The following is a 22,251-nucleotide window of genomic DNA, read 5'->3' on the forward strand; positions in this document are numbered from 1 at the left end:
TACATGCGAAGATCCCCCGGTGCCCGCGCTTTCCGAAATCATCACCGTCCTGGAGCAGGCCTACCCGCCCGCGCTCGCCGAGTCGTGGGACGCCGTCGGCCTCGTCTGCGGCGACCCGGCCGAGTCCGTCACGCGCGTGCTGTTCTGCGTCGACCCGGTCGAGGAGACCATCGACGAGGCCGCCGATCTCGGCGCGCAGCTGATCGTCGCGCACCACCCGCTGCTGCTGCGCGGCGTGCACGGCGTGCCCGCCGACACCGCCAAGGGCTCGCTGGTGCACCGGATGATCCGCACCGGCACCGCCCTCTACTGCGCGCACACCAACGCCGACTCCGCCGACCCCGGCGTCTCGGACGCCCTCGCGCAGGCGATCGGGTTGCGCGTCACCGGACCGCTGTCGCCCAACGAAGACGGCGTCACCGGCATCGGCCGCATCGGCGAACTGCCCGAAGCGGAGCCGTTCGCGACGTTCGTCCAGCGCGTCGCCGAAGCCCTCCCGGCGACCGTGCCCGGTGTGCTCGGCGCGGGCGACGCCGACCGCCCGATCCGCACCGTCGCGGTGTCCGGCGGGGCCGGCGACTCCTACCTGAAGCAGGCCACCACGGCCGGGGTCGACGCCTTCGTCACCGCCGACCTGCGGCATCACCCCGCGGGCGAGCACCTCGCGAACCCCGGCGCCGTGCCCGCGCTGGTCGGCTTGACCCACTGGGCCAGCGAATGGCCGTGGTGCGGGCAAGCCTCGGCGGTCGTGGCGCGAGCGTTTGCGGGTAACGTCGACAGCTACGTCTCCACGCGGTGCACCGACCCGTGGAACGTCCGCGCCGAGCGCACATCTATTTAGAGGAGCACCGTGAAGGCCGAACCCGCCGTGCAGCGCCAGTTGCTCGAGCTCGCCAAGGTGGACGCCGAGCTCTCGCGCACCGCGCACCGCCGTCGCACCCTGCCCGAACTGGCCGAGATCGACGCGGGGGAGAAGACCGCCCGCGAGCGCCGCGACGCCCTGGTGTCCGTGGAGACCGCCGCCTCCGACCTCGACCGCGAGGTCGCCCGGCAGGAGAAGGAGATCGAGTCGGTGCGCGCCCGCGAGGACCGCGACCGCAAGCTCCTGGCGTCCGGGTCGGTCAACTCGAAGCAGATGACCGACATCGAGCACGAGCTGCAGACCCTGCAGCGCCGGCAGAGCGCGCTGGAGGACGACCTGCTGGAGCTGATGGAGCAGCGCGAGGCCCTCGGCCTGGACGCGCAGCGCACCGGCGCCGAGGTCGACAAGGCCGAGGCCGAGGTCGCCGCCGCGATCACCCGCCGCGACGAGGCGTTCAAGGACCTCGACACCACCCGCGCCCGCCGCGACGAAGACCGCGCGAAGCTGCTGCCGCGCTTCCCGGAGCCGCTGCTCAAGCTGTACGAGCGCGTCCGGGAGCACAAGGGCATCGGTGCCGCGCTGCTGCGTGCCCGCCGCTGCGGTGCGTGCCAGCTGGAGATGGACCGCAACACGATCGCCGAGATCAAGGCCGCGCCGGAGGACGACGTCATCCAGTGCGAGAACTGCGGCGCGGTGCTGGTCCGGACCATGGAGTCGGGTCTGTGACGTCGCACGTGATCGTCGAGGCGGACGGTGGCTCCCGGGGCAACCCCGGGCCCGCCGGCTACGGCGCCGTCGTGAAGGACGCCGCGACCGACGAGGTCCTGGCCGAACGCAAGGAAAGCCTGGGCGTCGTCACCAACAACGTCGCCGAGTACAACGGCCTGATCGCCGGGCTGACCGCCGCGGCCGAGCTCGGAGCGTCCACTGTGGACGTCCGGATGGACTCGAAGCTCGTGGTGGAGCAGATGTCCGGGCGCTGGAAGATCAAGCACCCGGACATGCAGCCGCTGGCCGAGCGGGCCAAGGAGCTTGCCGCCGGCTTCTCCCGCGTCAAGTACGACTGGATCCCGCGCGCGGAGAACTCGCACGCCGACCGGCTCGCCAACGAAGCCATGGACGCGGCCACGGGGAAGCCGGCCGCCGGGAGGCCGGGGACCTCCCCGGCCGTGCCGAAGCTGCCGACCCGGCGGCCCGACCGCGCGACAGTGGCCTGGACCGGCGCACGCGGCACACCGACCCGGCTGCTCCTGCTGCGCCACGGCCAGACGGAGATGTCGGCGCTGCGCCGCTACTCCGGCCGCGGCGACGTCCCGCTGACCGAACTGGGCCGGGCGCAGGCCGCAGCGGCGGCGAAGCGGCTGGCCGCGATGGAAGGCCTGGTCGTCGACGGCGAGGCCGTCCCGATCATCTCCTCGCCGCTCACGCGCACGAAGCAGACCGCGCAGGCCGTCGCCGACGCGCTCGGCGGCCGCGTCGAGACCCACCCCGGCCTCATCGAGACCGACTTCGGTGACTGGGAGGGCCTGACGTTCGCCGAAGCGGCCGAGCGCGACCCCGAACTGCACAGCTCGTGGCTGGGCGACAGTTCGGTGCCGCCGCCCGGAGGGGAGAGCTTCGACGTCGTGCACCGGCGCGTCCGCAAGGCCCGCGACGAGCTGATCGCCGAACACGGCGGGAAGACGTTGCTGCTGGTCAGCCACGTGACGCCGATCAAGACGCTGCTCCGGATGGGCCTCGACGCCGGCCCGCAGCTGCTGTTCCGGCTGCACCTGGACCTGGCGTCGCTGTCGATCGTCGAGTTCTACCCGGACGGGAACGCGTCGGTCCGGCTGGTCAACGACACGTCGCACCTGGCCTGACCGTCGAAGTGTGGGGTGGATCACGCTCAATGCCGACGCGTGGCGGACCCCTGATGGGGTATTGGCTACAGTGTCCCGACCGCGACGCCGCGGTGGCGGGCCCGGCCTCGGGCGCGCTTCATGGGGCGCCAGCTCGTGCGTATCCCACCGGCAGAGGCCTGCGGGCGGAACAGTGACGAGGACATGACGGCTAGCGCACTCACCGAGACATCGCCCAGCGACCTGCCCGAGGAGCCCACGCCCGCGACGACCACGCGGGGCTGGGGTGCTCGGCTGGCGCCGGTGCTGGCCGTGCTCGCCGGCGTCGCGGCGGTCGCCGTCCACGCCCTGCGCTACGGCCACTGGATCGTCGACGACGCCGCCATCACGTTCTCCTACGCCCGCAGCTTCGCCGACGGCCTCGGCCCGGTGCTGCAGCCGGGCGCCCCGCCGGTCGAGGGCTTCTCCGACCCGACGTGGATGGTGCTGCTCGGCGTCGGCAAGCTCGTCGGCCTCTTCGACCACGGCCAGCTCTTCGGCCTGCCCGACTACGTGCTGTTCCCGAAGCTGCTGGGCCTGCTGTTCACCGGCGGCATCCTGACGGCGTGCTACATCGCCGCGAAGCAGATCTTCACGCGCTTCGCCTGGCTGGTCACGCTGATCGCCGGCCTGACACTGGCGACGATCCCGTCGTTCGTCATCTGGGTCGTGTCCGGCCTGGAGAACTCGCTGTTCGCGTTCGTGGTCGTCACGCTGGCGGTCACGCTGTTCGTCTCGGTCAAGCGCGACAAGCTGCTGACGCCGAAGGTCGCGCTCTGGGCGGGCGTCATGGTCGCGTTCGCCGCGCTGACCCGCCCGGAAGGCCTCATCTACGCGGGCGCGTACCCGCTGGCGGCGCTGTTCCTGCTGCGCGACGGCCTGTTCTGGAAGAGCTTCCGCCTGGCGCTGCTGTCGGTGGCGGCGTTCGCGGTGCCGTTCGGCGCGTACGTCGTCTGGCGGCACTCGGAGTTCGGGCGGCTGCTGGCCAACCCGTCGGTGGCCAAGCAGCAGGGTCTCCCGGGGTTCGACGCGGTGAAGCGCCCGTTCGAGCTGGCCGGCTACGCGGGCTGGGCGGGCGTGGTTCTGCTGGCGCTCGTGATCGCGTTCGCGCTGGTCAAGGCGCCGTGGCGGCGGCCGCTGATCGCGCTGCTGGTGCCGCTGGGGCTGGGGATCATCGCGTACGGCGTGATGGTCGCCGACTGGATGTACCAGCACCGGTTCGCCAGCCCGATCTGGCCGCTGGCGGTCATCGCGGGCACGCTGTCGGCGGGCGAGCTGCTCAAGCACCGGCGCGCGCTGCTGCGGATCGGCATCGTCGCGGTGCTGGTGGGGGCGTTCGTCCCGTCGGCGATCGGGTTCGCGCAGGCCGCGGACAAGTTCGCGAAGAACCCGAACATCACGGCGTGCCTGGTGGCCGACCGCTTCGGCCGCGGGTTCAACACGTACGCGGACATCCTGGGCATCCAGAAGGCGTCCCTGCTGCTGCCGGACCTCGGCGGTTCGTCGATGACCAGCCGGCTCGAGCTGGTGGACATGGCGGGCCTGGTCAACAAGCCGATCGCCGACCTGGTCCACGACAACGACCTGGCGGGCCTGCGCAACTACGTGTTCGACACGGTGAAGCCGACGTTCATCCACTCGTGGGGCCCGTGGGCGGCGGGCAACGGGATCGCGCTGGACCCGCGCCTGGACCGCGACTACGTGCTGATCTACAGCTCGCCGATCGAGGGGCTGCGCAACGGCGACTGGGTCCGCAAGGACGCGGTGACGGACCCGGCCAAGCTGAAGGCGGCCCAGGACTACGCGGCGAAGACGATCCCGGCGGTGGCGGCGGACCGCTTCGGCGGCCCACTGGACGACTGCGGGGCGACGATGAAGCCGGGCCAGACCCTCACGATGCCCGGCTGAGTCCGGATCTCGCGTGATTTGACCCGTAGCTCGCGTGATTGAAGCCGGAACTCGCCAGTTCCGGCTTCAATCACGTGAGATCCGGCTCCGATCACGTCGGTTACGGGTTACGTCACCAGGCCCAGGCTGAACCACAGGGCCACCGTCGCCGCGGCCAGGCACAGGGGCGTTGTGATCGCCCCGAGCACGTGGAACGTCTTCGCCGACGGGTGCTCCGGCAACGTCCGGCGCCACAACAGCGTCGCCAGTGAACCCAGATAGCTCGCGTTCGGGCCGATGTTGACCCCCAGCAGCACCGCCAGCAACACCCCCGGTGCCGGGTGCGGGCCCAGGACCGACAGCAGGATCAGCGTCGCCGGGAGGTTGTTCACCAGGTTGGCCAGCAGGGCCGCCACCCCCGCCGCCAGCAGCAGGTCCACCAGGCCCGTCGAGGACGGCAGCACCGAGCGGAGCACGCCGCCGAGCAGGTGCTCCGAGACCGCCTCGACCACCACCGCCAGGCCCAGCACGAACAGGCACAGCTGCGGCGCCGCCTCCGTCACCAGCTGCCACGGCCGGATCTTGCCCGAAGCCAGCGCCCGGGTGCCGAGGATCAGCGCGGCCAGCGCCGCGATCCACACCGGCTCGACGTGGCCGAGGGGCCCCAGCGCGAAGCCGGCCAGCGTCAGCCCCAGGACGACCAGCGCGAACGTCGGCGTCTCCAGGTGCTGGGCCGGCTCCGCCGTCGAGCGCGGGCGCAGGTCGGCGGCGAAGAACCGCAGGAACACCACCAGCTCGATCGCCACCGTGACCAGCCACGGCAACGCCATCGCCGCCGTGAACCCGGCGAACGTCAGCCCCGACGCGCCGAACGCCAGCAGGTTCGTCAGGTTCGACACCGGCAGCAGCGTCGACGCCGAGTTCGCCAGGTGCGCGCACGCGTAGACGTGCGGCCGGGCCGGCAGGCGCAGGCTCGTCGCCGTCGCCAGGACCACCGGGGTGAGCAGGACGACCGTCGCGTCCAGGCTGAGGACCGCGGTCACCCCGGCCGCCGCGGCGAAGGTGAGCACCAGCAGCCGCCGCGGCTTGCCGTGACAGGCCTCCGCCAGGCGGTTGCCGAGCCAGGTGAAGACGCCGTCCACACTGGCCAAAAAGGACACCAGGAGGATCGCGGCCAGAAAGCCCAAAGTCGGCAGGATCTCGACGGCCCGGGCCCCGGCCGCTTCCGGCCGCACGAGCCCCAGCAGGAGCGCGAGGCCGGCCGCCGGCACCGCGGCGACCGCTTCGGGCCAGCCCCGCGGCCGCACGATCGCGAAGACCAGCACGGCGGCCAGCAGTGCGAGGCTTCCCGCCCCGGCCCAGAAGTTCACCGGCCCAACGCTAATCGACGCCGGGCCCGCCGGTTTTGTCGGTGCCCTCGGGTAGCGTGGAAAACGGGGGCGCCCCCGCGGGCCGGGGGTCAGACTCCGAGCGGCTCCGGGGTGGCGGCACCCCGCGCCAGGTCCTGCTCCTTCGCCCGGATCACCGGCAGAACGTGCTTGCCGAAGTGCTCGACGTCCTCCAGGTAGTGCAGGAACCCGAGCAGCAACAGCGAAGCCCCGCGCTTCTTGTACTCGATCGCCCGGTCGGCGATCTGCTCCGGCGTCCCGATCAGCTTCGTGCGGAAGCCGTCGTTGTACTGCACCAGGTCCTCGAACTCCGAGTCGGCCCACATGCCCTTCGAGTCCGATGTGGACTTACCGGCCTGCGCCACGGCCGACCGGAACCCCTCCACCGCCTCGACGTTCGCCTTCGCGACGATCTCCTGCAAGACCGCGCGGGCCTCACTCTCCGACTCGCGAGCGATGAGGAACCCGTTCAGTCCGAATCGGACGGTCCGCGCATTCGAAGCCGCGTAACCACGAACCTCCGAAACCTGCTCGCTGAAGCCGTCGAAGTCCTTGCCGTTGCTGAAGTACCAGTCCGACACGCTGCCCGCGAGCTTGCGCGCCGCCGTCGAGTTGCCGCCCTGGAAGATCTCCGGGTGCGGAGCCGCCACCGGCTTCGGCTTGATGTCGAAGTCGTGGATGCGATAGAAGTCGCCGCGGAACTCGGCGTGGTCGTTCGTCCACAGCTCGCGCAGCACGCGGATGAACTCCTCGGACCGGCGATAACGCTCGTCGTGCTCCAGCCACGGCTCGCCGAGGCCGGTGAACTCGCCCTTGAACCACCCGCTCACCACGTTGACCGCCGCGCGGCCGCCGGAAATCACGTCGGCGCTGGCGATGAACTTAGCCAGCACGCCGGGGTGCCACAGTCCGGGGTGGACGGCCGCGATCACCTTGAGCCGCTGCGTCGCGAGCAGCAGCGCCAGGCTGAACCCGGTGGACTCGTGCTGGTACGAGGCGCCGTAGCTGGCCGTGTAGCGAACCTGCGAGAGTGCGTACTCGAACCCGCTGTTTTCGGCGAGGACAGCGAGATCTCGGTTGTATTCGTAGCCCCAGTCCGTCCGCTGTTCGATGTCGGACGTGACGAGACCACCGCTCACGTTCGGGACCCAGTAGGCGAATTTCAACGGCTCTTCGAGCGACATGGCCCGAGTAGAGCAACGACGCCGGAGCCGGTCAACGCGCGTCCACGCGGTGGGAACTCACCCGCCGCGCTGGGATTTGGCCAGTGCGCCACCGAGTTCCGCGCGGCCGGGGATGCCGAGCTTGCGGTACGCGCCGGACAGGTGCAGCTCGACGGTCCGCCGCGTGAGGTGCAGCGAGGTCGCGATCTCGCGGTTCGTCAGGCCCTGCGCGGCCATGACGGCGATCCGGTTTTCCTGCCGCGTCAAGCCGTGTTCGTTGTCCTTGGCCGGCGTCAGCGCCCGCCGCGCCGAACGCAGCTCCTCCGCCGCGCGCCGGGCGAGCGGACGCGCACCGCAGTGCTCGCTCAGCTCCACCGCCTGCCGCAGCGTCTCGATGGCCTTTTCGGACTGACCGTGCCGCGCCTGCAGCGTGCCGAGCTCGGTCAGCGCCGTCGCCAGCTGCAGGCGGGCGGGGGACGAGCGGAGCGTCGTGATCGCCTTGTTCAGCGCCCGCTCGGCTTCGTCGTCCTCGCGGACGAGCCCGAGCGTCGTCAGCGCCGTGCCCAGCGGCCGCGCCGCGCCCCAGCGCGTCGAGGCGGTCATGTCCTCTTCGGCCAATCGGGCCGCGTCGTCGGCCTGGCCCAGCGCCAGCGCCGCCCGTGCCGCGTGCGCGCGCCACGGCACGAACCCCGGGAACCGCATGCCGTGGTGCGCGAGCCGGCGCCCGCAGCTGAGCAGGTCCTCGAACCCGAAGCGCGTGTACCCGGTCGCGACGCGCAGGCGCCCGCGCGCGTACAGGAGGTAGGTGTGGGTGAACAGGCCCTGGCTGGCGACGAAGTCCATCCGGTCCAGCAGCGACGTCGCCGCCTCGAACCGGCCCAGGTCCACCCAGCACTCGACGAGCTTCGCCGCACACAGGACGCCGACCGGGCACGTCGTCGTCCCGCCGCGCTCGTCGAAGCGGCGCAGCAGCGACTCGAAGTGGACGCTCGCCCGCTGCAGGTCGCCACTGGCCTGCAGTGCGATGCCGCGGGCCAGCGTCGGCAGCGCGCCGTGCGGCACGTGCACGTCCCACGGCTCGCGCTCGACGTCGAGGACGCGGCACAGCCGGTCGACGTGCGCCGGCTCGTCCGCGAGCACCGCGGTGGCCAAGGTGAAGAAGTAGTGCTGCTCGAACAGCTCGCCGTCGTCGCCGGTCATCGCGTCCGCGAAGTGCGCGACCGCGTCCTGCGAGGATTCACCGCTGCGGACCGCGTCGAGCGCCAGCAGTGCCGACCGGCTGCGCTGAGCCGCCGGGTCGGTCAGCGGCGCCCACTGCTCCTCGAAGTCGCGGAACTCCGGCGGCGGGCCGAGCCGGCTGCCGGCCTCGGCCAGGTAGGTCATGCACAGCAGCGGCCACACGGCGTCCGGGCCGCCGGCGTCGAGCCGCGCCGCGATCTGGCCGGCCGCGCTGATCGCGAGCCGCGCGTCCTGGCCGCCGCAGAGCGACAGCAGCATCGCCGACGCGATGAACGCGGCCGTGTCGCGGTTGCCGATGGTGTCGACGGCCTCGCGCACCCGCTGCGCCGCGGCGGGCGGGTCGAGCTGGAACTCCGCGTGGGCCAGCTGCAGCAGCACGGCCACCCGGCGCCCCGACGTCAGCCGCTCCTCCAAAGCCCGCCGCAGGTACCGCGCACCCAGTTCGGGACGGCTGGAGAACACGGCGTTGCGCGCGCTCAGCCGCAGGACGTCCACGCCCCACGGGATCCGGATCGACGTCGCTTCGAGCAGGTGCGCGGCGACGCGCTCGGCCGCCGCGCCGGTCTCGGACAGCAGCTTCGCCGCGCGCGCGTGGTTGACCGCCCGCGTGGTCTGCGGCATGTCCTTGAGCACGGAGTTGCGGACGAAGGGCAGGGTCAGGGTCGGGCGGCTGCTGTTGTGCAGCAGGTGCAGCCGGACCATCGTGTCGATCGCCTGCAGCGCGTCGAGCTCGTCCACCCCGGCGAGCTGGGCCAGCAGGTCGAAGCCCGCGTCCTCGCCGAGGATCGCGGCCGCGTGCAGGATCGCCGGCGCGTCCGGGAACTCCTGCATCCGCGTGTGGAGCACCTGGCCGATCAGCGACGAGCCGAGCTCGTGCGGGTCCGCGCCGGGCAGCAGCCGCGGCCGCAGCGCGTTCAGCAGGTACGGGTTGCCGCCGGTCGACTCGCGGCAGGCGGTGGCGAGCTCGCCAGGGGCGAGGCCCAGGATCTCCGCCGCGGCCGCGTCGCCGAGGCCGTTGAGGGTGATCGTCGCGGGCGTGCAGCCCGCCATCTCCAGCAACGCCACCTCGCGGTGCGGCGGGTGCCCGGTCAGGGAGGTCAGTATGATCAACACCGGCAGGTCGAGCACGCGGTTGCGGAGGTAGGCGAGGCACCGCATCGACCAGGCGTCGGCGAGGTGCACGTTGTCGACGCCGAGGAACAGCGGGCCCCGCTGGGTCGCGTCGCGGACGAGGCGGAAGAAGTGCTCGAGCGCTTCGCTCTCGCCGGCCGGGCCGCACTGCTCGGCGAAGCTCGGGCGGGGAGCGCCCGGCTCGTCGAGCGCGTCGGCCAGCTGGCGGGCGAGCCCGCCGGGCAGGTGGCTCTCCAGCCGCGACCCGGTGGCGACCGCGACGGTGAAGCCGGCGTCCGCGGCGAGCGCGGCGGCGGTGTGGAGCGTGGCGCTCTTGCCCATGCCGAACTCGCCGACCAGCACCGCGCTCGCGGCCGTGCCGTCCAGTGCGACGGGGAACAGGCTGGTCAGACGGCTGAGCTCGGGTTCGCGGCCGGGGAGCCGCGGGGCGGGGCGCTTCGGTACCGAAGCCCCGCTGACGGGATGCTCGGAATTTACTTCGGTATCCACCGTAAGGACTTTCATGTTGGGTTGGGGCAGACTACTGGAAACCGGCTGACCACGGGAGATCCCGCAGGTCATGGCCGGTACCGGCCACAACCTGAGCAGGGGAGACGATGGACGCAGCGGATGCGAACCAGGTCCTCGCGGTGGCCGGCCGGGCCGCGCAGCCGACCGTCACGGCCACGCCCAGCGCGAGCAGCAGGACCACGGCCGGCCCCCACCGGCCGGTGAGCACGCACGGCTTCCGGCGCCGGGCCGCGCCGACGCTGGGCGGCGGGTAGTCCGGGCCGGCCGCGCCGGACCGCTGCCGGGCGGAGCCACCGGGTGCCGGGCTGCCGGCGGAGGAAGCTCCGAAGGCAGCAGGGCCGCCGGAGGCCGGCGAGTCAGGAGAGCCGGCACCGGCCGAGCCGCCGGAGCCCGGAGGCCCGCCGGAGGGCGGTGGGCCACCGCCGGGAGAACCGCCGACCGGGAGGTAACCGAGCCGGGCCGCCTCCGCCAGGGCCGCGGACACCGGGTGGAACCCGGTGAGCAGATCCCGGCACCGGGGACAGCCGGCCAGATGTGATTCGAACTCTTCCGCATCGTCGAGGACGCCGAGCTCGTAGGCCGCGGCATCGCGGTGCTCCGACCTCATCGCACCGCCATTTCGCCGAGTGCCTTCCGCAATTGCCGCATCGCCGTGTACAACCGCGATTTGACGGTTCCCTCGGGAATTCCCAGAATTGTCGCCGCCTGCCGGACGGTGTTTCCGGCGAGGTATGTCTCGGTGATGACGGACCGATATTTCTCGTCCAGTTCCGACAATGCCCGGCTAATCGTTAGTGCGGCTAACGAACTGTCCGCGCGATCGGTGGACTCGGCGTTTTCCGGGATCTCCAGAGCGACCTCCTGCGGGCGGACCCGGCGATTTCGCCAGCCGTCGATGACGATCCGGCGCGCCACTGTGAGGAGCCAGCCGCGCAGCATTCCGGGCTCGCGTTCGAGCGTTCCGGAGTGCTGCCACGCGCGGATCATGGTCTCCTGCACGACGTCTTCGGTCCACTGTCGATCATGGTTCGTCAGGGCCAGGACCTGCGAAAACAGGGTGGCGCGGAAGTTCTTGTACAGCAGTGGGACGAGGTCGTCCGCCGCGTCGGGGCGCGCTTGCACCGCCGTGGCGGACGAGCTGTAGCCGACTTGGCCGTGACATTCCGTGCCCAGTGCTTCCATAAAGCTCGCAACCTCACCTGACTGGCGGACCGTGGGGCCATCGGAGCGTAGCGCAAAAACACTTAATAGGCCATATGCATTAGTTTTCGTGCCCCATTAGCCGTGGCGTACGAACTGGCCGGTTCAAATTGTGTCTTGTGATGTACGTCACAGTCACTAAAAGGTGACGGAGAGAACCGGTGAACGCCGTTCTTCCGTAACTCCCGATGAGACGTACTTCGCGAAGGGACAACGGGGATGCCGTTCCGATTCGTGGCCTTGTTCGCCGCCACGACCGCGCTCGTGCTCGGCTGCGCTCTGCCCGCTTCCGCCGGCGAACTGCAGCAGACCGACCGCACCTTGCTGGCGCGCCTGAAGCAGCACACGCTGTGGGCCACCCCGGCGAGCCGGCTCGCCGCCGACCGCGCCACCAACCGGCGCGTGGGCGCGGTCGCCGTCCGCATCGCCGACGACCAGGCCCGCCTCGACGTCGCCCTGCGCGCGGTCGCCGACCGGCTCGCCGTCACCCTCCCCACCGCGCCCACCGAGCAGGAGCGCGGGTGGGCGGCGGAGATCTCCGGGTTGTCCAAAGCCTCCGGGGACGAGTTCGACCGCACCTACGTCAACCGCCTGCGCGCCGAGTACGGCTCCCTCTTCGCCCTCGCCTCCGACGTCCGCGCCGGCACCCGCGACGACGACGTCCGCGCGTTCGCCCAGACCGCCGTCGACACCTCGCTCGGCCACCTGACGCTCCTCGAGAGCACCGGGCTCGCCGAGACCACGTCGCTGCTCGTCTCCGCCACCGAGGACGACACCCTCGGCGGCGGGGACCTCGCCCTCGGGGCCGTTTTCGTGGCGTTCGCCGCCGTCGCCACGTTCGGCCTGCTCCGCCTGCTCGGAACCCCCGGCAGGAACCAGCCGCGCACCCGGAGGTAAGCCCGCCCATGTCCCCGTCCGCCGCGCTGCTCCCGGTGTCACCGCACGACACCGGGATCGCCGAGGTCGCCGCGCTCTCCGGCCGCCTCACCTACCTCTGCATGTGCCTGACGCTGTGCTGGGGCGTGCTGGCCGCCACCGGCTGGGTCCGCCGGTTCAGCGGCCAGGACGCGCTGCGCACCGGCCACGTCCTGCTCGCCGCGTTCACCCTCGCCACCGGCACCGTGCACGGCCTGACGTTCCTCTTCCTGGAGGACGACCCGTTCGGCGTCCCCGACCTGCTGCTCCCGTTCTACGACGGCACCCCGCGCCACGCGCTCGGCATCGCGGGCCTCGAGCTCGTCGTCGCCGTGTCGGTCACGGCGGGCCTGCGCCGGGGCGCGCGTGAAGGCCGGTGGCTGCGCTTCCACCAGCTCGGCTACCTCGCCATCGGGCTGCTCGCCGTGCACGCCTGGCTCGGCGCCGTCTCGAGCGGGCACCTGTCGGTCGTCTGGCTCGCCGGGATCACGCTGCTCGTGCCGCCGGTGATCCTCGCCGCGCTGCGGGTGCTGCCCACCTCGGCCCTCGTCCGCGCCGGGCTGATCGAACCCCCGTCCGACGAACCCGAGGTCACCTCGCTGCGCGTCGACGTCGACAGCCACCGCTGCCACTCCTACGGCGTCTGCCAGTCCGAGGCGCCCGGGGTCTTCCAGCTCGGCCACGACGGGCAGCTGGCCTACGAGGCACGGCCCGGAGCCGGGGAAACGCCGAACGTCCGCGCGGCCGCGCGCGCCTGTCCCATGCGAGCCATCCACCTGTTGGGAGCCACTTCGTGAGCGAACGCATCGTCATCGCCGGAGCCGGTCTCGCCGGCCTGCGGGCCGCCGAACGGCTGCGCGAGCTCGGCTTCGACGGCGAAGTCGTCGTCTTCGGCGCCGAGCCCGACATCGCCTACCACCGCCCGGCGCTGTCGAAGAGCCTGCTGACCGGCGCGGTCAGCCGGGCCCAGACCCTGCTCGCGGATCCCCTCGAGGTCGACGCCGAGTGGTACTTCGACACCCCGGTCACCGCGCTGTCGCCGAACCGGCAGGTCGTCCACCTCGACGGCGAGGAGCTCCGCTACGACGGCCTGATCATCGCGACCGGCGTCGAACCCCGCCGGATGCCCGGCGCGCCGCACGGCCACCCGCGGGTCGTCGTCGTCCGGACCCTGTCCGACACCACGGCGCTGCAGCGCGCGCTCGCCACCAACTCCGGCCCGGTCGCCGTCATCGGTGACGGCTTCATCGGCTGCGAAGTCGCTTCGAGCCTGCGCGAGATGGACCGCGACGTCATCCTCATCGGACGGTCGCGGGCGCTGCTGGCCGACGTCCTCGGCCCCGAAATCGGCGACTGGCTCACGGCACTGCACGCCGCCCGCGGCGTCCGGCTGGAGCTGGGGACCACCATCCGCCGGTGGCACCCGGGGACCACGTCGGTCGGGCTGGAGTTCGCCGACGGCCGGGCCATCGACGTCGCCTGCGTCGTGGTCGCCGTCGGCAGCGTGCCCGCGGTGTCGTGGCTGCGCGGCGCGAAGCTGCCCCTCGACGACGGCGTCGTCTGCGGGCCGACCTGCCACGTCCTGGGCTCGGACACGATCGTCGCGGCCGGCGACGTCGCCCGCTGGCCCAACCTCCGCTACGACGGCACCCCGCGGCGCGACGAACACTGGCTCAACGCGGTCGAGATGAGCCGGGCGGCGGCGGAGAACCTGCTGGCCGGCCCGGCCGGCTCCCCGGCGTACACGCCGGTGCCGCGGTACTGGTCCGAGCAGCACGGCGTCCGGATCCAGGTGGCCGGCCGGCCCATGCTCGGGACGGACACGGTCCTGCTGGAGTCGCCGGTGGCCGGGACCCGGCCGATCACGGGGTCCGTGCGCGACGGCAGGCTCGTCGGGCTGATCGGCCTCGACAGCCCGGCCGCGGTGCTGCACTGGACGGCCGAGCTGGCCCGCCAGCGCCCGGCGCCGTCGATCGTGCCGCCGCAGCGGCCGCCGGAACCCGAGCGCCCCCGCCACCACAGCCGGGCGGTGGCCGGGTACTGAAGCCGCCGCCGAGCGCCCTCCGCGGTGTCTTGAATGAGTCATTCAGGACCTCCGAAGACCTGAATGACTCATTCAAGACGTCCGAGCCCGCCGCCGGGCGGCCGCCGGGTGCTGGGCTACGATCTGCTCCGCGGACGAGCTGGCAGGGCGGTCGCGGGCCGGGGCGACCCGGTCCGAGGAAAGTCCGGACTCCACAGGGCAGGGTGGTTGCTAACGGCAACCCGGGGTGACCCGCGGGAAAGTGCCACAGAAAACAGACCGCCGCGGCCCGCGTGCTTCATGAGGGCCGGGGTAAGGGTGAAACGGTGGTGTAAGAGACCACCAGCGTCCCGGGTGACCGGGACGGCTGGGTAAACCCCACCCGGAGCAAGGCCAAGAGGGAGCGCGAGCTCCTGCGCAGGCGTTCGAGGACGGCCCGTCCGAGCCTGCGGGTAGGCCGCTGGAGCCTGCCGGTGACGGCAGGCCGAGATGGATGGCCGCCGCCCGGCGAGCCGCAAGGCGACCCGGGAACAGGATCCGGCTTACATGCCGGCTCGTCCGCCTCACGTACCCGAACCGGCCGCGTGATCGGCCACGGGACTCGCGTGATCGGAGCCGGAACTCGCGTGATTGAAGCCGTGACTCGCGAGTTCCGGCTCCGATCACGCGGATCACGGCTCCGATCACGCGAGTCACGGGCCTGATCACGCGCCGCGGGCGGTTCCGCCGGTGGTTACTCGGTAGTAGGGTGCCGCTATGGCGGGTGACGAGAAGCGGTTCAAGTCGGCCTTCGATTCCCTTCACGCTCTGGCGTACTTCGCGCCCGAAGTGGACGAAGCGCTCACCGGCATCGGGCTGCGACCGGGGCGGATGCCCTACTTCGCCGGCCGCTCGGCCGCGATGGGCGCGGTCGGGCCCGAGGTCGTCGCCGCCACCTTCTACAACTTCAACCCCGAGGTCGTCGCCCGCGTGATCCCGCGCGCCTGGACCCTCGCGACGCCGGAGCAGGTCCTCGAAGCCCGGCTCGCAGGCGTCGACAAGGCCCTGACCCGGCTCCTCGGCGAAGGCGAGCTCAAGAGCGACCAGGTCGTCGAGGCCGCCGAGCTCGCCCGCGAAGCGACCACCGGGTGCACCGCCGAAGGCCGTCCCCTCTACGCCGCGCACGCCGGGCTGGACTGGCCCGAACCGCCGCACCTCGCGCTCTGGCACGCCATCACGCTGCTGCGCGAGCACCGCGGCGACGGCCACATCGCCGCCCTCGTCCTCAACGGCCTGAGCGGCGTCGAGGCTCTCGTCACTCACGTGGCCACCGGCCACGGGTTCACCGTCGACGCGGCCAAGCTGACCCGCGGCTGGAGTGAAGAGCAGTGGACTGCCGCCGAACAGGGCCTGCGCGACCGCGGGATCCTCGACGGCGAAGGCGCGCTCACCGGCGAAGGCGTCGCAGTGCGTGACCGCGTCGAGACGGCGACCGAAGCCGCCGCGCAGGCGCCGTGGAGCCACCTCGGGCCGGCGAAGCTGACCCGGCTGGAAGAGCTCGGCCGGGACCTCACCCGCCGGGTGGTTGCCGCCGGTGCGTTCCCGAAGGGCGTTTTCGCCCAGAGCCGCGCTTGAGGACCAAGATCACGCTATGTAGTGAAAATCGTGTGAGGTTCTGAGCGCCGTGTGACGGACCGCGCGAGCCGTCAAGATCGACATGTGTGCCGACCGGCCGGAGCACCGTTACAGAGCGGACTCGCGAGACGGGGCCGTTCGGGTCATGTCACACTGTCCCAGGCCGCACAACGGCCACGGTGCAAGTACCCACAGTGAGCAAATCCCGGGCAATGGGGTGAGTTCGTCAGCACACTGAGAAGTATGGGTGCCCGGGCTTTAACCGGAGGGCCCTTGCCGCGATGATGGTGGGCGTGGAGTTTTCGTGTGCGGTGCGCGCCACACCGGTTGACAAGCCAGCCGTCATCTACGCAGCGCGCTTTGACCACTACCCCTCGTAGCCGTCATGATGTTGTTCGAAGCACCGCCTGAGCCAGAACCGCGCGGCCCCCACCGCGCACCGGGAGTATCACGATGATGACCTTGACCACCCTCGACACGCTGGCCGCCGGCGAGCTGGGCACGGGAAACGTGCGCCAGTGGCTGCTCGACAACGTCATCCCCCTGGTGCTGCTGGCCGTTGCCCTCCTGCTTCTGTGGCTGGGCGGCGGCAAGGGCGACAACGCCGGCGTCATGCGGCGGCTCGCCGGCGTGGTCATCGCGCTCGCCATCATCGGTCTCGCGGTCAGCGGCGCGGGCGTGAACGTGGGCCAGTGGATCGCCGGCCTGTTCACCGGCTGAGAGGCGGGCCCGCGTGCGCATCAGGACCGATGACGAGGTTTACCGGGTCGACGCCGTGTGGCTCGGCCCGCCGAAAGCGACTTTTCCCTGGAGAGCCCGCTACGTCGCGTGGCTCATCGGCATCCCGGCGTTCTTCGTCGTCCTGGGCGTCGAACGCTGGGCGGGGTGGAGTTTCGGGTTCTTCTCGACGGCGTGGGCGTTCATCGCCACCATCGTGATCACCCGGCTGCTCACGGCCAAGATCAGCCACGAGCGCCCGCTGGGCACCGTGGTCTCGATGGCCGGGCGCGAGCTCAACACCCCCCGCGAGGTGACCACGGGCACCGGCGGCGCCGTCAGCGCCAGCCGCGTCCGGGTACGGGCCGAGCGCCCGCTGCCGAAGCATCGCCGGAAGCGGCAGTACCAGCACCACGGCGGGCCGCCGGGTGCTGTGGCCACCCATGCCCCCACCACCGCCTCAACGGAAGCGCTACGCGCCGCGGTGTCTGTCAGAGGAACCCCACGAGCGCGCCGGAGCCGCGGCAACGCGGCTCGGGCCGGGAGGTAGTCGTTGTTCGGTCGCGGCGGTAGCCGAGGAAAGCAGGGTCGGGACGCACACTCGGGCGCGTGGCAACCGCCCGAGCAGGTCCGCGCGGCGCGGAACGGCTCGGGCGGTGGCAACGGCCGTCGCCTGACCGGCGAGCAGGCGATCCCCGCGTACACCCCGTCGATCGCGGTCAGAAGCATCGACGGGCACCTGGTCCGCACCGGCGTCGAGGTCTACGCCTGGTACCGGCTGGCGCCGCAGCGCTGGTCGTTCCGCTCGGACTCGCAGCGGCGCGACCTCGTCGCGGCCATCGCCGGCCAGTACAGCGAGCTGCAGGGCCGCTGGCTGCACCTGCGCGTGACGAACCGGCCGTACCCGATCCGGATGTGGGCCGAGGCGCACGTCTACAACGCCCACGGCCGTCCCGGCGACGTCCCGGGCGCGCTGTCGTTCGACGACTACCTGATCGGCGAGCAGCAGCAGCTCATGGGCCGCTCGATGGCCGAAAAAGAGGTCTACCTGGGCGTCCAGGTGCAGACCCGGCGGATGGTCGACCGCGCGGTCGAACGCGCCGCGCCGGTGCTGCGCAAGATCCTGCCCGAGGCTGTCGACGCCGAGCTGACCGCGCTGGACTCCGAGGTCGAGCACCTCGACCAGGTCATCGGCAGCGCGGGCTTGGAAGGCCGCCCGGTGCACGCCGAGGAGATGTCCTGGCTGATGCACCGCTCGTGCTCGCTGGGTCTGCCCGCGCCGCGGAACATGCCCGCCGTGCCGGGCGCGGCCTGGGAGCCCGAGGACCTGGCCAGCTTCACCGACGCCGCCGACTACTACGCCGACCCGTACGCGCCGACCGTGACCGTCCGCGGCCGCACCGGCTCCAACGCCGGCGTCTCGCGCCACCTGGCGATCCTGACGGTGGGGCAGATGCACGGCCTGCAGATCCCCGAGGTCGACGACCCGTGGATCCAGCACGCCGACCGGTTGCCCGCCGCCGTCGAGGTGTCCGCGCGGATCTACGTCCGGCGCCCCGAGGAAGTCGCGGGCGAGCTGCAGCGGCAGATGAACAAGGTGCGCTCGCAGGTCAAGCACTACACCGACGAGCACGAGCTGGAGCCGCCGCAGTCGCTCAACCGGCAGGCAGGGCGCGTGTTGGAGATCGACGACGAGATGACGTCGGGCTTCACCGCGCTCGCCACCCGCGTGCGCTCGTGGTGGCGGCTGGCGGTCTCGGGCCCGACCGAGCGCGACGCGCTGCGCCTGGCCCAGCAGCTGCTCGACCTCTACAAGCCGAAGATCGCCATCGAGCACCCCGAGGCCCAGTACGCGATGGCCCGGGAGTTCATCCCGGGCGAGCCGCTGGCCTCGGCGGCGTACATGCGCCGCGGCTCGGTGGTCTGGGCGTCCTCGGCGGTCCCGACGGCGACCGCGGAGGTCGGCGACCGCCGCGGCATCCTGCTCGGCGAGACGTGCACCGCGACCCGGCGCCCGGTGGCCTGGGACCCGTGGATGGCCCAGGAGATCCGCGACGGCTCGGGCCTGACGGCGATGGTCGCCGGCCTGGGTGGCGGCAAGTCGTTCCTCGGCGGCGGCATCGTCTACAAGACGCTGCGCGCGGGGGCGAACTGGACGATCCTCGACCCGTCCGGCCCGTTGTCGCGGCTGTGCGACCTGCCGGAGCTGCGCCCGTACGCGCGCCCGATCAACCTGCTCAACGCCCAGCCCGGGATCCTGAACCCGTACCGGGTGGTCGCCGAGCCGCTGATCGAGCACTTCATGGACGAGGACGACCCGGAGCGGTCCTGGCGCCGCGAGAAGGCCTTGGCGGGCGCGACCCGGCGCCGTCTGGTGCTGGACGTCCTCACGGGTGTCCTGCCGTACGAGGTCTCGCGGATGGCGCAGACCCGGATCGTGCTGCTGCGCGCGGTCCGCACGGTCGGCGGCCGGTTCGACGCGGACCCGGGCCAGGTGATCGACGCGCTCCGGCGGGACTCGAGCGAGCACCACGAGCACGCGGGCGTCGTCGCGGACTTCCTCGACGAGATGCGCGAGCGGATGGCGCTGCTCATCCCGGAGTCGGACGCGGACCCGTATTCGGAGACCCGCGACGACCGCCTGACGGTGCTGACGATGGCGGGCCTGACCCTGCCGAAGGACGGCGTCCCCCGCGAGTACTGGACGGACGCGGAGTCCCTTGGCGTCGAGATGCTGAACCTGGCGGCGTGGCTGACCCAGCGGTCGGTGTACGAGAAGCCGAAGGAGATGCGCAAGGGCGTCTGGATCGACGAGGCGTTCTTCCTGTCCGAGGTCCCGACGGGGCGCGTGCTGATGAACCGCTTCGCGCGTGACTCGCGCAAGTGGAACGTCCGCGTGCTGCTGTCCTCCCAGATCCCGGCGGACTTCCTGAAGATCCAGGGTTTCGTGACCCTGCTCGACTCGGTGTTCGTGGGCCGCCTCGACGACGACGACGCCCAGGCCGACGCGCTGCGGCTGTTGAAGGTGCCGGTGGGCGTCGGTTACGAGCAGGTGGTGGCGGCTCTGGGACGTCGTCCGGGAGCCGCCCAGCGCGGCCTGGAGCGCGACGTGGAGCCCCGCCAGTTCATCTTCGGCGACGGTGCGGGCGGGGTCGAGCGCATCCGCGTCGACTTCTCGGGCCCGCACCTGGACCACCTGCGGGCGGTCATGGACACGACACCGGGCTCGAAGGACGCGGCGCCTTCGCGTCGGCCGGGCAACGAGCTGGCGCTCCCGCCCAACTCGGCGGAGGAGAAGAAGCCGTTCGTGGCGTCCCCACCGGAGGACGACATCGAGCTGGAGCAGGACTTCGAGCTGGCGGCGGAGCTGGAGGTCGGGTTGGCCGACGAGAACCTCCTCGGGGCCCCGGACCCCTTGGCGTCCGAAACGGGCGAAGTGGAGGGCGGCGTCTCCCCGAACGGCAACGGGAACGGCGGGCAGCAGCACGCCCGCACGGGCGGAAAGGGCGGCACCGGCCGGGACGCCGCATGAGCGCCGCCCGGACCCGAAGCAGCCGCACCGCCCCCGGCTGCGAGGGGCGGGCCTGCCGTCCCCCGCGGACGGCCGCATCCACGCGGGCGACCGCGGAGGGTGCCGCATGAACACCCTGCTGACGTTGGCGGTGCTGCTGACGCTGGCCGCCGCATGGCACGCGCTGAAGCGCCGCATCAAGGAAGGCCCGAAGGCACGCCGCGTCCCGAGCCGCAAGGCGACGATGTTCGCCGTCATGCTGGTGCTCGGCCTGCAGGCCATCGCCACTGCTCCCGCGGCGAGCGCGGCGGCCTGCGGTGAGGCGCCGAACCCGGAGCGTCCGGGCGCGGGCATGGTCGGCGCGATCGATCCGCCGGAGGGCCACGGCGAACCGAACAGCGCCTACATCGACTACGGCTACGCGGGCATGGTCTGGAACACCTTCGAGACCGACTGCTCGGGGATCAACCTCACCCCGGCGGGGTCCACTTTGGACAGCTGGGGTGGCAACCAGCTGTTCAACCTGGGCAAGAACATCGTCGGCGCCACCAACTCGCTGCACTACACGGTGCTCGAGGGTGGTCTGCTGAATCCGATCTACGCCGCGGTGAAGTCGGGTGCCGAGAAGGTCTACAACAACATCTACGCCCAGTTGTTCGGGCTGGTCGCGCTGATCCTGTCGATCATGATGTTCCGCAACATCTGGCGAGGTGACCTGGCCGCGGTCAGCAAACGGGCGCTCTACGCGCTGGCCGGGATCTGGCTGGCCGCGTCGTCGCTCGCGATGCTGCGGTACTTCGATCCGATCGACAAAGCGATCGTCCAGACCACCACGAACATCCAGGCGGGCTTCGTCGACGAGAGCGGCGACCGGATCGTCCGCGACATCCTGCCCACCCAGCTCCACACGCAGATCGTCTACAACAACTGGCTGCGCGGGGAGTTCGGCACGCCCACGGCACCGCAGGCCGAGCAGTACGGCAAGCCACTGCTCGACGCCCAGGCGTTCACCCGCAACCAGCTGGTGAACGGCGACGACGGCAACCAAGGCGTCATCGACGGCAAGAAGAACGCCTACAAGGACATCTCCACCAAGCTCGGCCCCGCGACCGGCTACTTCACCGGCGAGGCCGGCGGCCGCACCGGCGCCGGCTTCCTCTCCCTCGGCCAGGCCCTCGTCTACTCGCTCTTCCAGCTCCTGGCCAAGGCGAGCGTCCTCCTCGCCCAGGTCCTGATCCGCCTCTTCGCGCTCACCGCGCCGCTGATCGGGCTCGTCGCCCTGCTGCACCCGGAGATCCTGCGCCGCGTGCTCAAGGTCGCCGGCGGGGTGGCCTTCAACCTCGTCGTGCTCTCGGTGCTCGCAGGCGTGCACGCGCTGCTGCTGCAGGCCATCTTCGACGCCGGGAACTCGCTGAACATGCTCACGCAGATGGTCCTCGCCGGGCTCATCACCGTGCTGCTGTTCATGGTCGGGCGCCCGGTCCGGCGGCTGTGGCAGATGGTCGAGATGTCGGTCAGCATGGTCGGCGCCGCCGTGCCGTCGCCCGGGGGCGGGATCTTCTCGCGCTTCAAGCGCAACCGCACCGGCCCGACGCCGCAGGACGAGTTCTGGCAGAACGTGCGCGACACCGACGACGTCGTCGACGGCGAGCAGCGCGGCCCGCTCGGTGCGACCCACGGTGGTGGCCGGTTCCGGCCGGAGGCCACGATCTTCGCCAACGCCCAGCGGCTCGACAACACCTCGGGCGCGGGCCGCCCGGCCGCCGCGTGGTCCGGCGCCTGGCCGGGGGCCATCAACGGGGGTTCGGCGGGCGCGCTGCCCGCGGGCGGACGTCCCGGCTCCCCGGTGTACGGCCAGTACAACCCGGCCGGCGGTGACCCCGGCGACTACGTCGTCGTCGGCGCGGGTGGCCGTCCGACGCTCCGGCGTGAGGAAAGCCGGCGCGTCGACACCTCCCCGGTCGCCGACCGCCGCTGGACCGACGAGCCCGAGCCCGTCGTCGTGCCGTCCGACCTGCGCACGCCCGAGTCCGGCTTCAGCGACTACACGCCGCAGGACGCGCCCCGGACGCCGGGCGTGCGGGCGCAGCCGCGTCGCGTCGACCCCGAAGTCGTCGCCGGCAAACCGGTCTTCGTGCTGTACCGGCCGTCGCGGGGCATCGAAGTGCGCGAAGAACCGCGTGACACCGACCAAGTCATGGGGCGGTGACC

The 22,251-nt window shown here is 71.8% G+C and carries 17 protein-coding genes and 1 other RNA gene; 13 read left to right on the forward strand and 5 right to left on the reverse strand.

The window, feature by feature from the left end; all coding sequences use genetic code 11:
• Positions 1-19 precede the first annotated feature (19 nt).
• The 4 genes from QQ657_RS39755 to QQ657_RS39770 all read left to right on the forward strand — a co-directional run bounded on the left by QQ657_RS39755 (position 20) and on the right by QQ657_RS39770 (position 4,650).
• A complete protein-coding gene (locus tag QQ657_RS39755; protein WP_284747510.1) occupies positions 20-841 on the forward strand; it encodes a Nif3-like dinuclear metal center hexameric protein in 822 nt (273 codons plus the stop codon).
• A gap of 9 nt (positions 842-850) precedes the next feature.
• On the forward strand, positions 851-1,588 hold the full coding sequence (locus tag QQ657_RS39760) for a zinc ribbon domain-containing protein (protein ID WP_284747511.1): 738 nt from the start codon (positions 851-853) through the stop codon (positions 1,586-1,588).
• Positions 1,585-2,724 (forward strand): bifunctional RNase H/acid phosphatase, encoded by a 1,140-nt coding sequence (locus QQ657_RS39765; RefSeq protein ID WP_284747512.1) that lies wholly within the window; start codon positions 1,585-1,587, stop codon positions 2,722-2,724. Before QQ657_RS39760 ends, QQ657_RS39765 begins: the two co-directional genes overlap by 4 nt.
• A gap of 183 nt (positions 2,725-2,907) precedes the next feature.
• Positions 2,908-4,650 carry a hypothetical protein gene (locus QQ657_RS39770; RefSeq protein WP_284747513.1) on the forward strand — a complete coding sequence of 581 codons (1,743 nt, stop codon included), beginning with the start codon at positions 2,908-2,910 and terminating at the stop codon, positions 4,648-4,650.
• A gap of 107 nt (positions 4,651-4,757) precedes the next feature.
• On the opposite strand, the gene QQ657_RS39775 is transcribed toward QQ657_RS39770, so the two are convergent.
• The 5 genes from QQ657_RS39775 to QQ657_RS39795 all read right to left on the reverse strand — a co-directional run bounded on the left by QQ657_RS39775 (position 4,758) and on the right by QQ657_RS39795 (position 11,242).
• Entirely contained in the window at positions 4,758-5,999 is a 1,242-nt protein-coding gene (locus QQ657_RS39775) for an SLC13 family permease (RefSeq protein ID WP_284747514.1), read from the reverse strand.
• Between the two features lie 89 nt (positions 6,000-6,088).
• Complete coding sequence (gene sfnG / locus QQ657_RS39780) at positions 6,089-7,201, reverse strand: dimethylsulfone monooxygenase SfnG (RefSeq protein ID WP_284747515.1); 1,113 nt, start codon at positions 7,199-7,201, stop codon at positions 6,089-6,091.
• 57 nt (positions 7,202-7,258) lie between these two features.
• Positions 7,259-10,039, reverse strand: coding sequence for an AAA family ATPase (locus tag QQ657_RS39785; RefSeq protein ID WP_284747516.1), 2,781 nt, complete (start codon positions 10,037-10,039; stop codon positions 7,259-7,261).
• Between the two features lie 31 nt (positions 10,040-10,070).
• Positions 10,071-10,667, reverse strand: coding sequence for a zf-HC2 domain-containing protein (locus QQ657_RS39790; RefSeq protein WP_284747517.1), 597 nt, complete (start codon positions 10,665-10,667; stop codon positions 10,071-10,073).
• Complete coding sequence (locus QQ657_RS39795) at positions 10,664-11,242, reverse strand: sigma-70 family RNA polymerase sigma factor (RefSeq protein ID WP_284747518.1); 579 nt, start codon at positions 11,240-11,242, stop codon at positions 10,664-10,666. The genes QQ657_RS39790 and QQ657_RS39795 overlap by 4 nt, the downstream gene beginning before the upstream one ends.
• 237 nt (positions 11,243-11,479) lie before the next feature.
• On the opposite strand from QQ657_RS39795, the gene QQ657_RS39800 reads away from it, so the two are divergent.
• The 9 genes from QQ657_RS39800 (at position 11,480) to QQ657_RS39840 (ending at position 22,249) form a co-directional block, all read left to right on the forward strand.
• A complete protein-coding gene (locus tag QQ657_RS39800; protein ID WP_284747519.1) occupies positions 11,480-12,157 on the forward strand; it encodes a DUF4142 domain-containing protein in 678 nt (225 codons plus the stop codon).
• Between the two features lie 8 nt (positions 12,158-12,165).
• A complete protein-coding gene (locus tag QQ657_RS39805) occupies positions 12,166-12,972 on the forward strand; it encodes a ferredoxin (protein WP_284747520.1) in 807 nt (268 codons plus the stop codon).
• A complete protein-coding gene (locus QQ657_RS39810) occupies positions 12,969-14,219 on the forward strand; it encodes an NAD(P)/FAD-dependent oxidoreductase (RefSeq protein WP_284747521.1) in 1,251 nt (416 codons plus the stop codon). The genes QQ657_RS39805 and QQ657_RS39810 overlap by 4 nt, the downstream gene beginning before the upstream one ends.
• A 135-nt stretch (positions 14,220-14,354) precedes the next feature.
• Positions 14,355-14,759, forward strand: an RNA gene (rnpB, locus tag QQ657_RS39815) — RNase P RNA component class A.
• Positions 14,760-14,954: 195 nt separating this feature from the next.
• Complete coding sequence (locus tag QQ657_RS39820; RefSeq protein WP_284747522.1) at positions 14,955-15,812, forward strand: SCO6745 family protein; 858 nt, start codon at positions 14,955-14,957, stop codon at positions 15,810-15,812.
• Positions 15,813-16,265: 453 nt separating this feature from the next.
• A complete protein-coding gene (locus tag QQ657_RS39825) occupies positions 16,266-16,532 on the forward strand; it encodes a hypothetical protein (protein WP_004562703.1) in 267 nt (88 codons plus the stop codon).
• Between the two features lie 13 nt (positions 16,533-16,545).
• Positions 16,546-17,079: a hypothetical protein gene (locus QQ657_RS39830; RefSeq protein WP_284747523.1), complete on the forward strand. Its 534-nt coding sequence runs from the start codon at positions 16,546-16,548 to the stop codon at positions 17,077-17,079.
• 3 nt (positions 17,080-17,082) lie between these two features.
• The gene (locus tag QQ657_RS39835) at positions 17,083-20,061 is read left to right on the forward strand and encodes an ATP-binding protein (RefSeq protein ID WP_284747524.1); all 2,979 of its coding nucleotides are present in this window, start codon (positions 17,083-17,085) and stop codon (positions 20,059-20,061) included.
• A 106-nt stretch (positions 20,062-20,167) separates the two neighbouring features.
• Positions 20,168-22,249 (forward strand): magnesium transporter, encoded by a 2,082-nt coding sequence (locus tag QQ657_RS39840; RefSeq protein ID WP_284747525.1) that lies wholly within the window; start codon positions 20,168-20,170, stop codon positions 22,247-22,249.
• Positions 22,250-22,251 lie beyond the last annotated feature (2 nt).

The organism is Amycolatopsis ponsaeliensis (genome assembly GCF_030182635.1).
Lineage (GTDB): Bacteria > Actinomycetota > Actinomycetes > Mycobacteriales > Pseudonocardiaceae > Amycolatopsis > Amycolatopsis ponsaeliensis.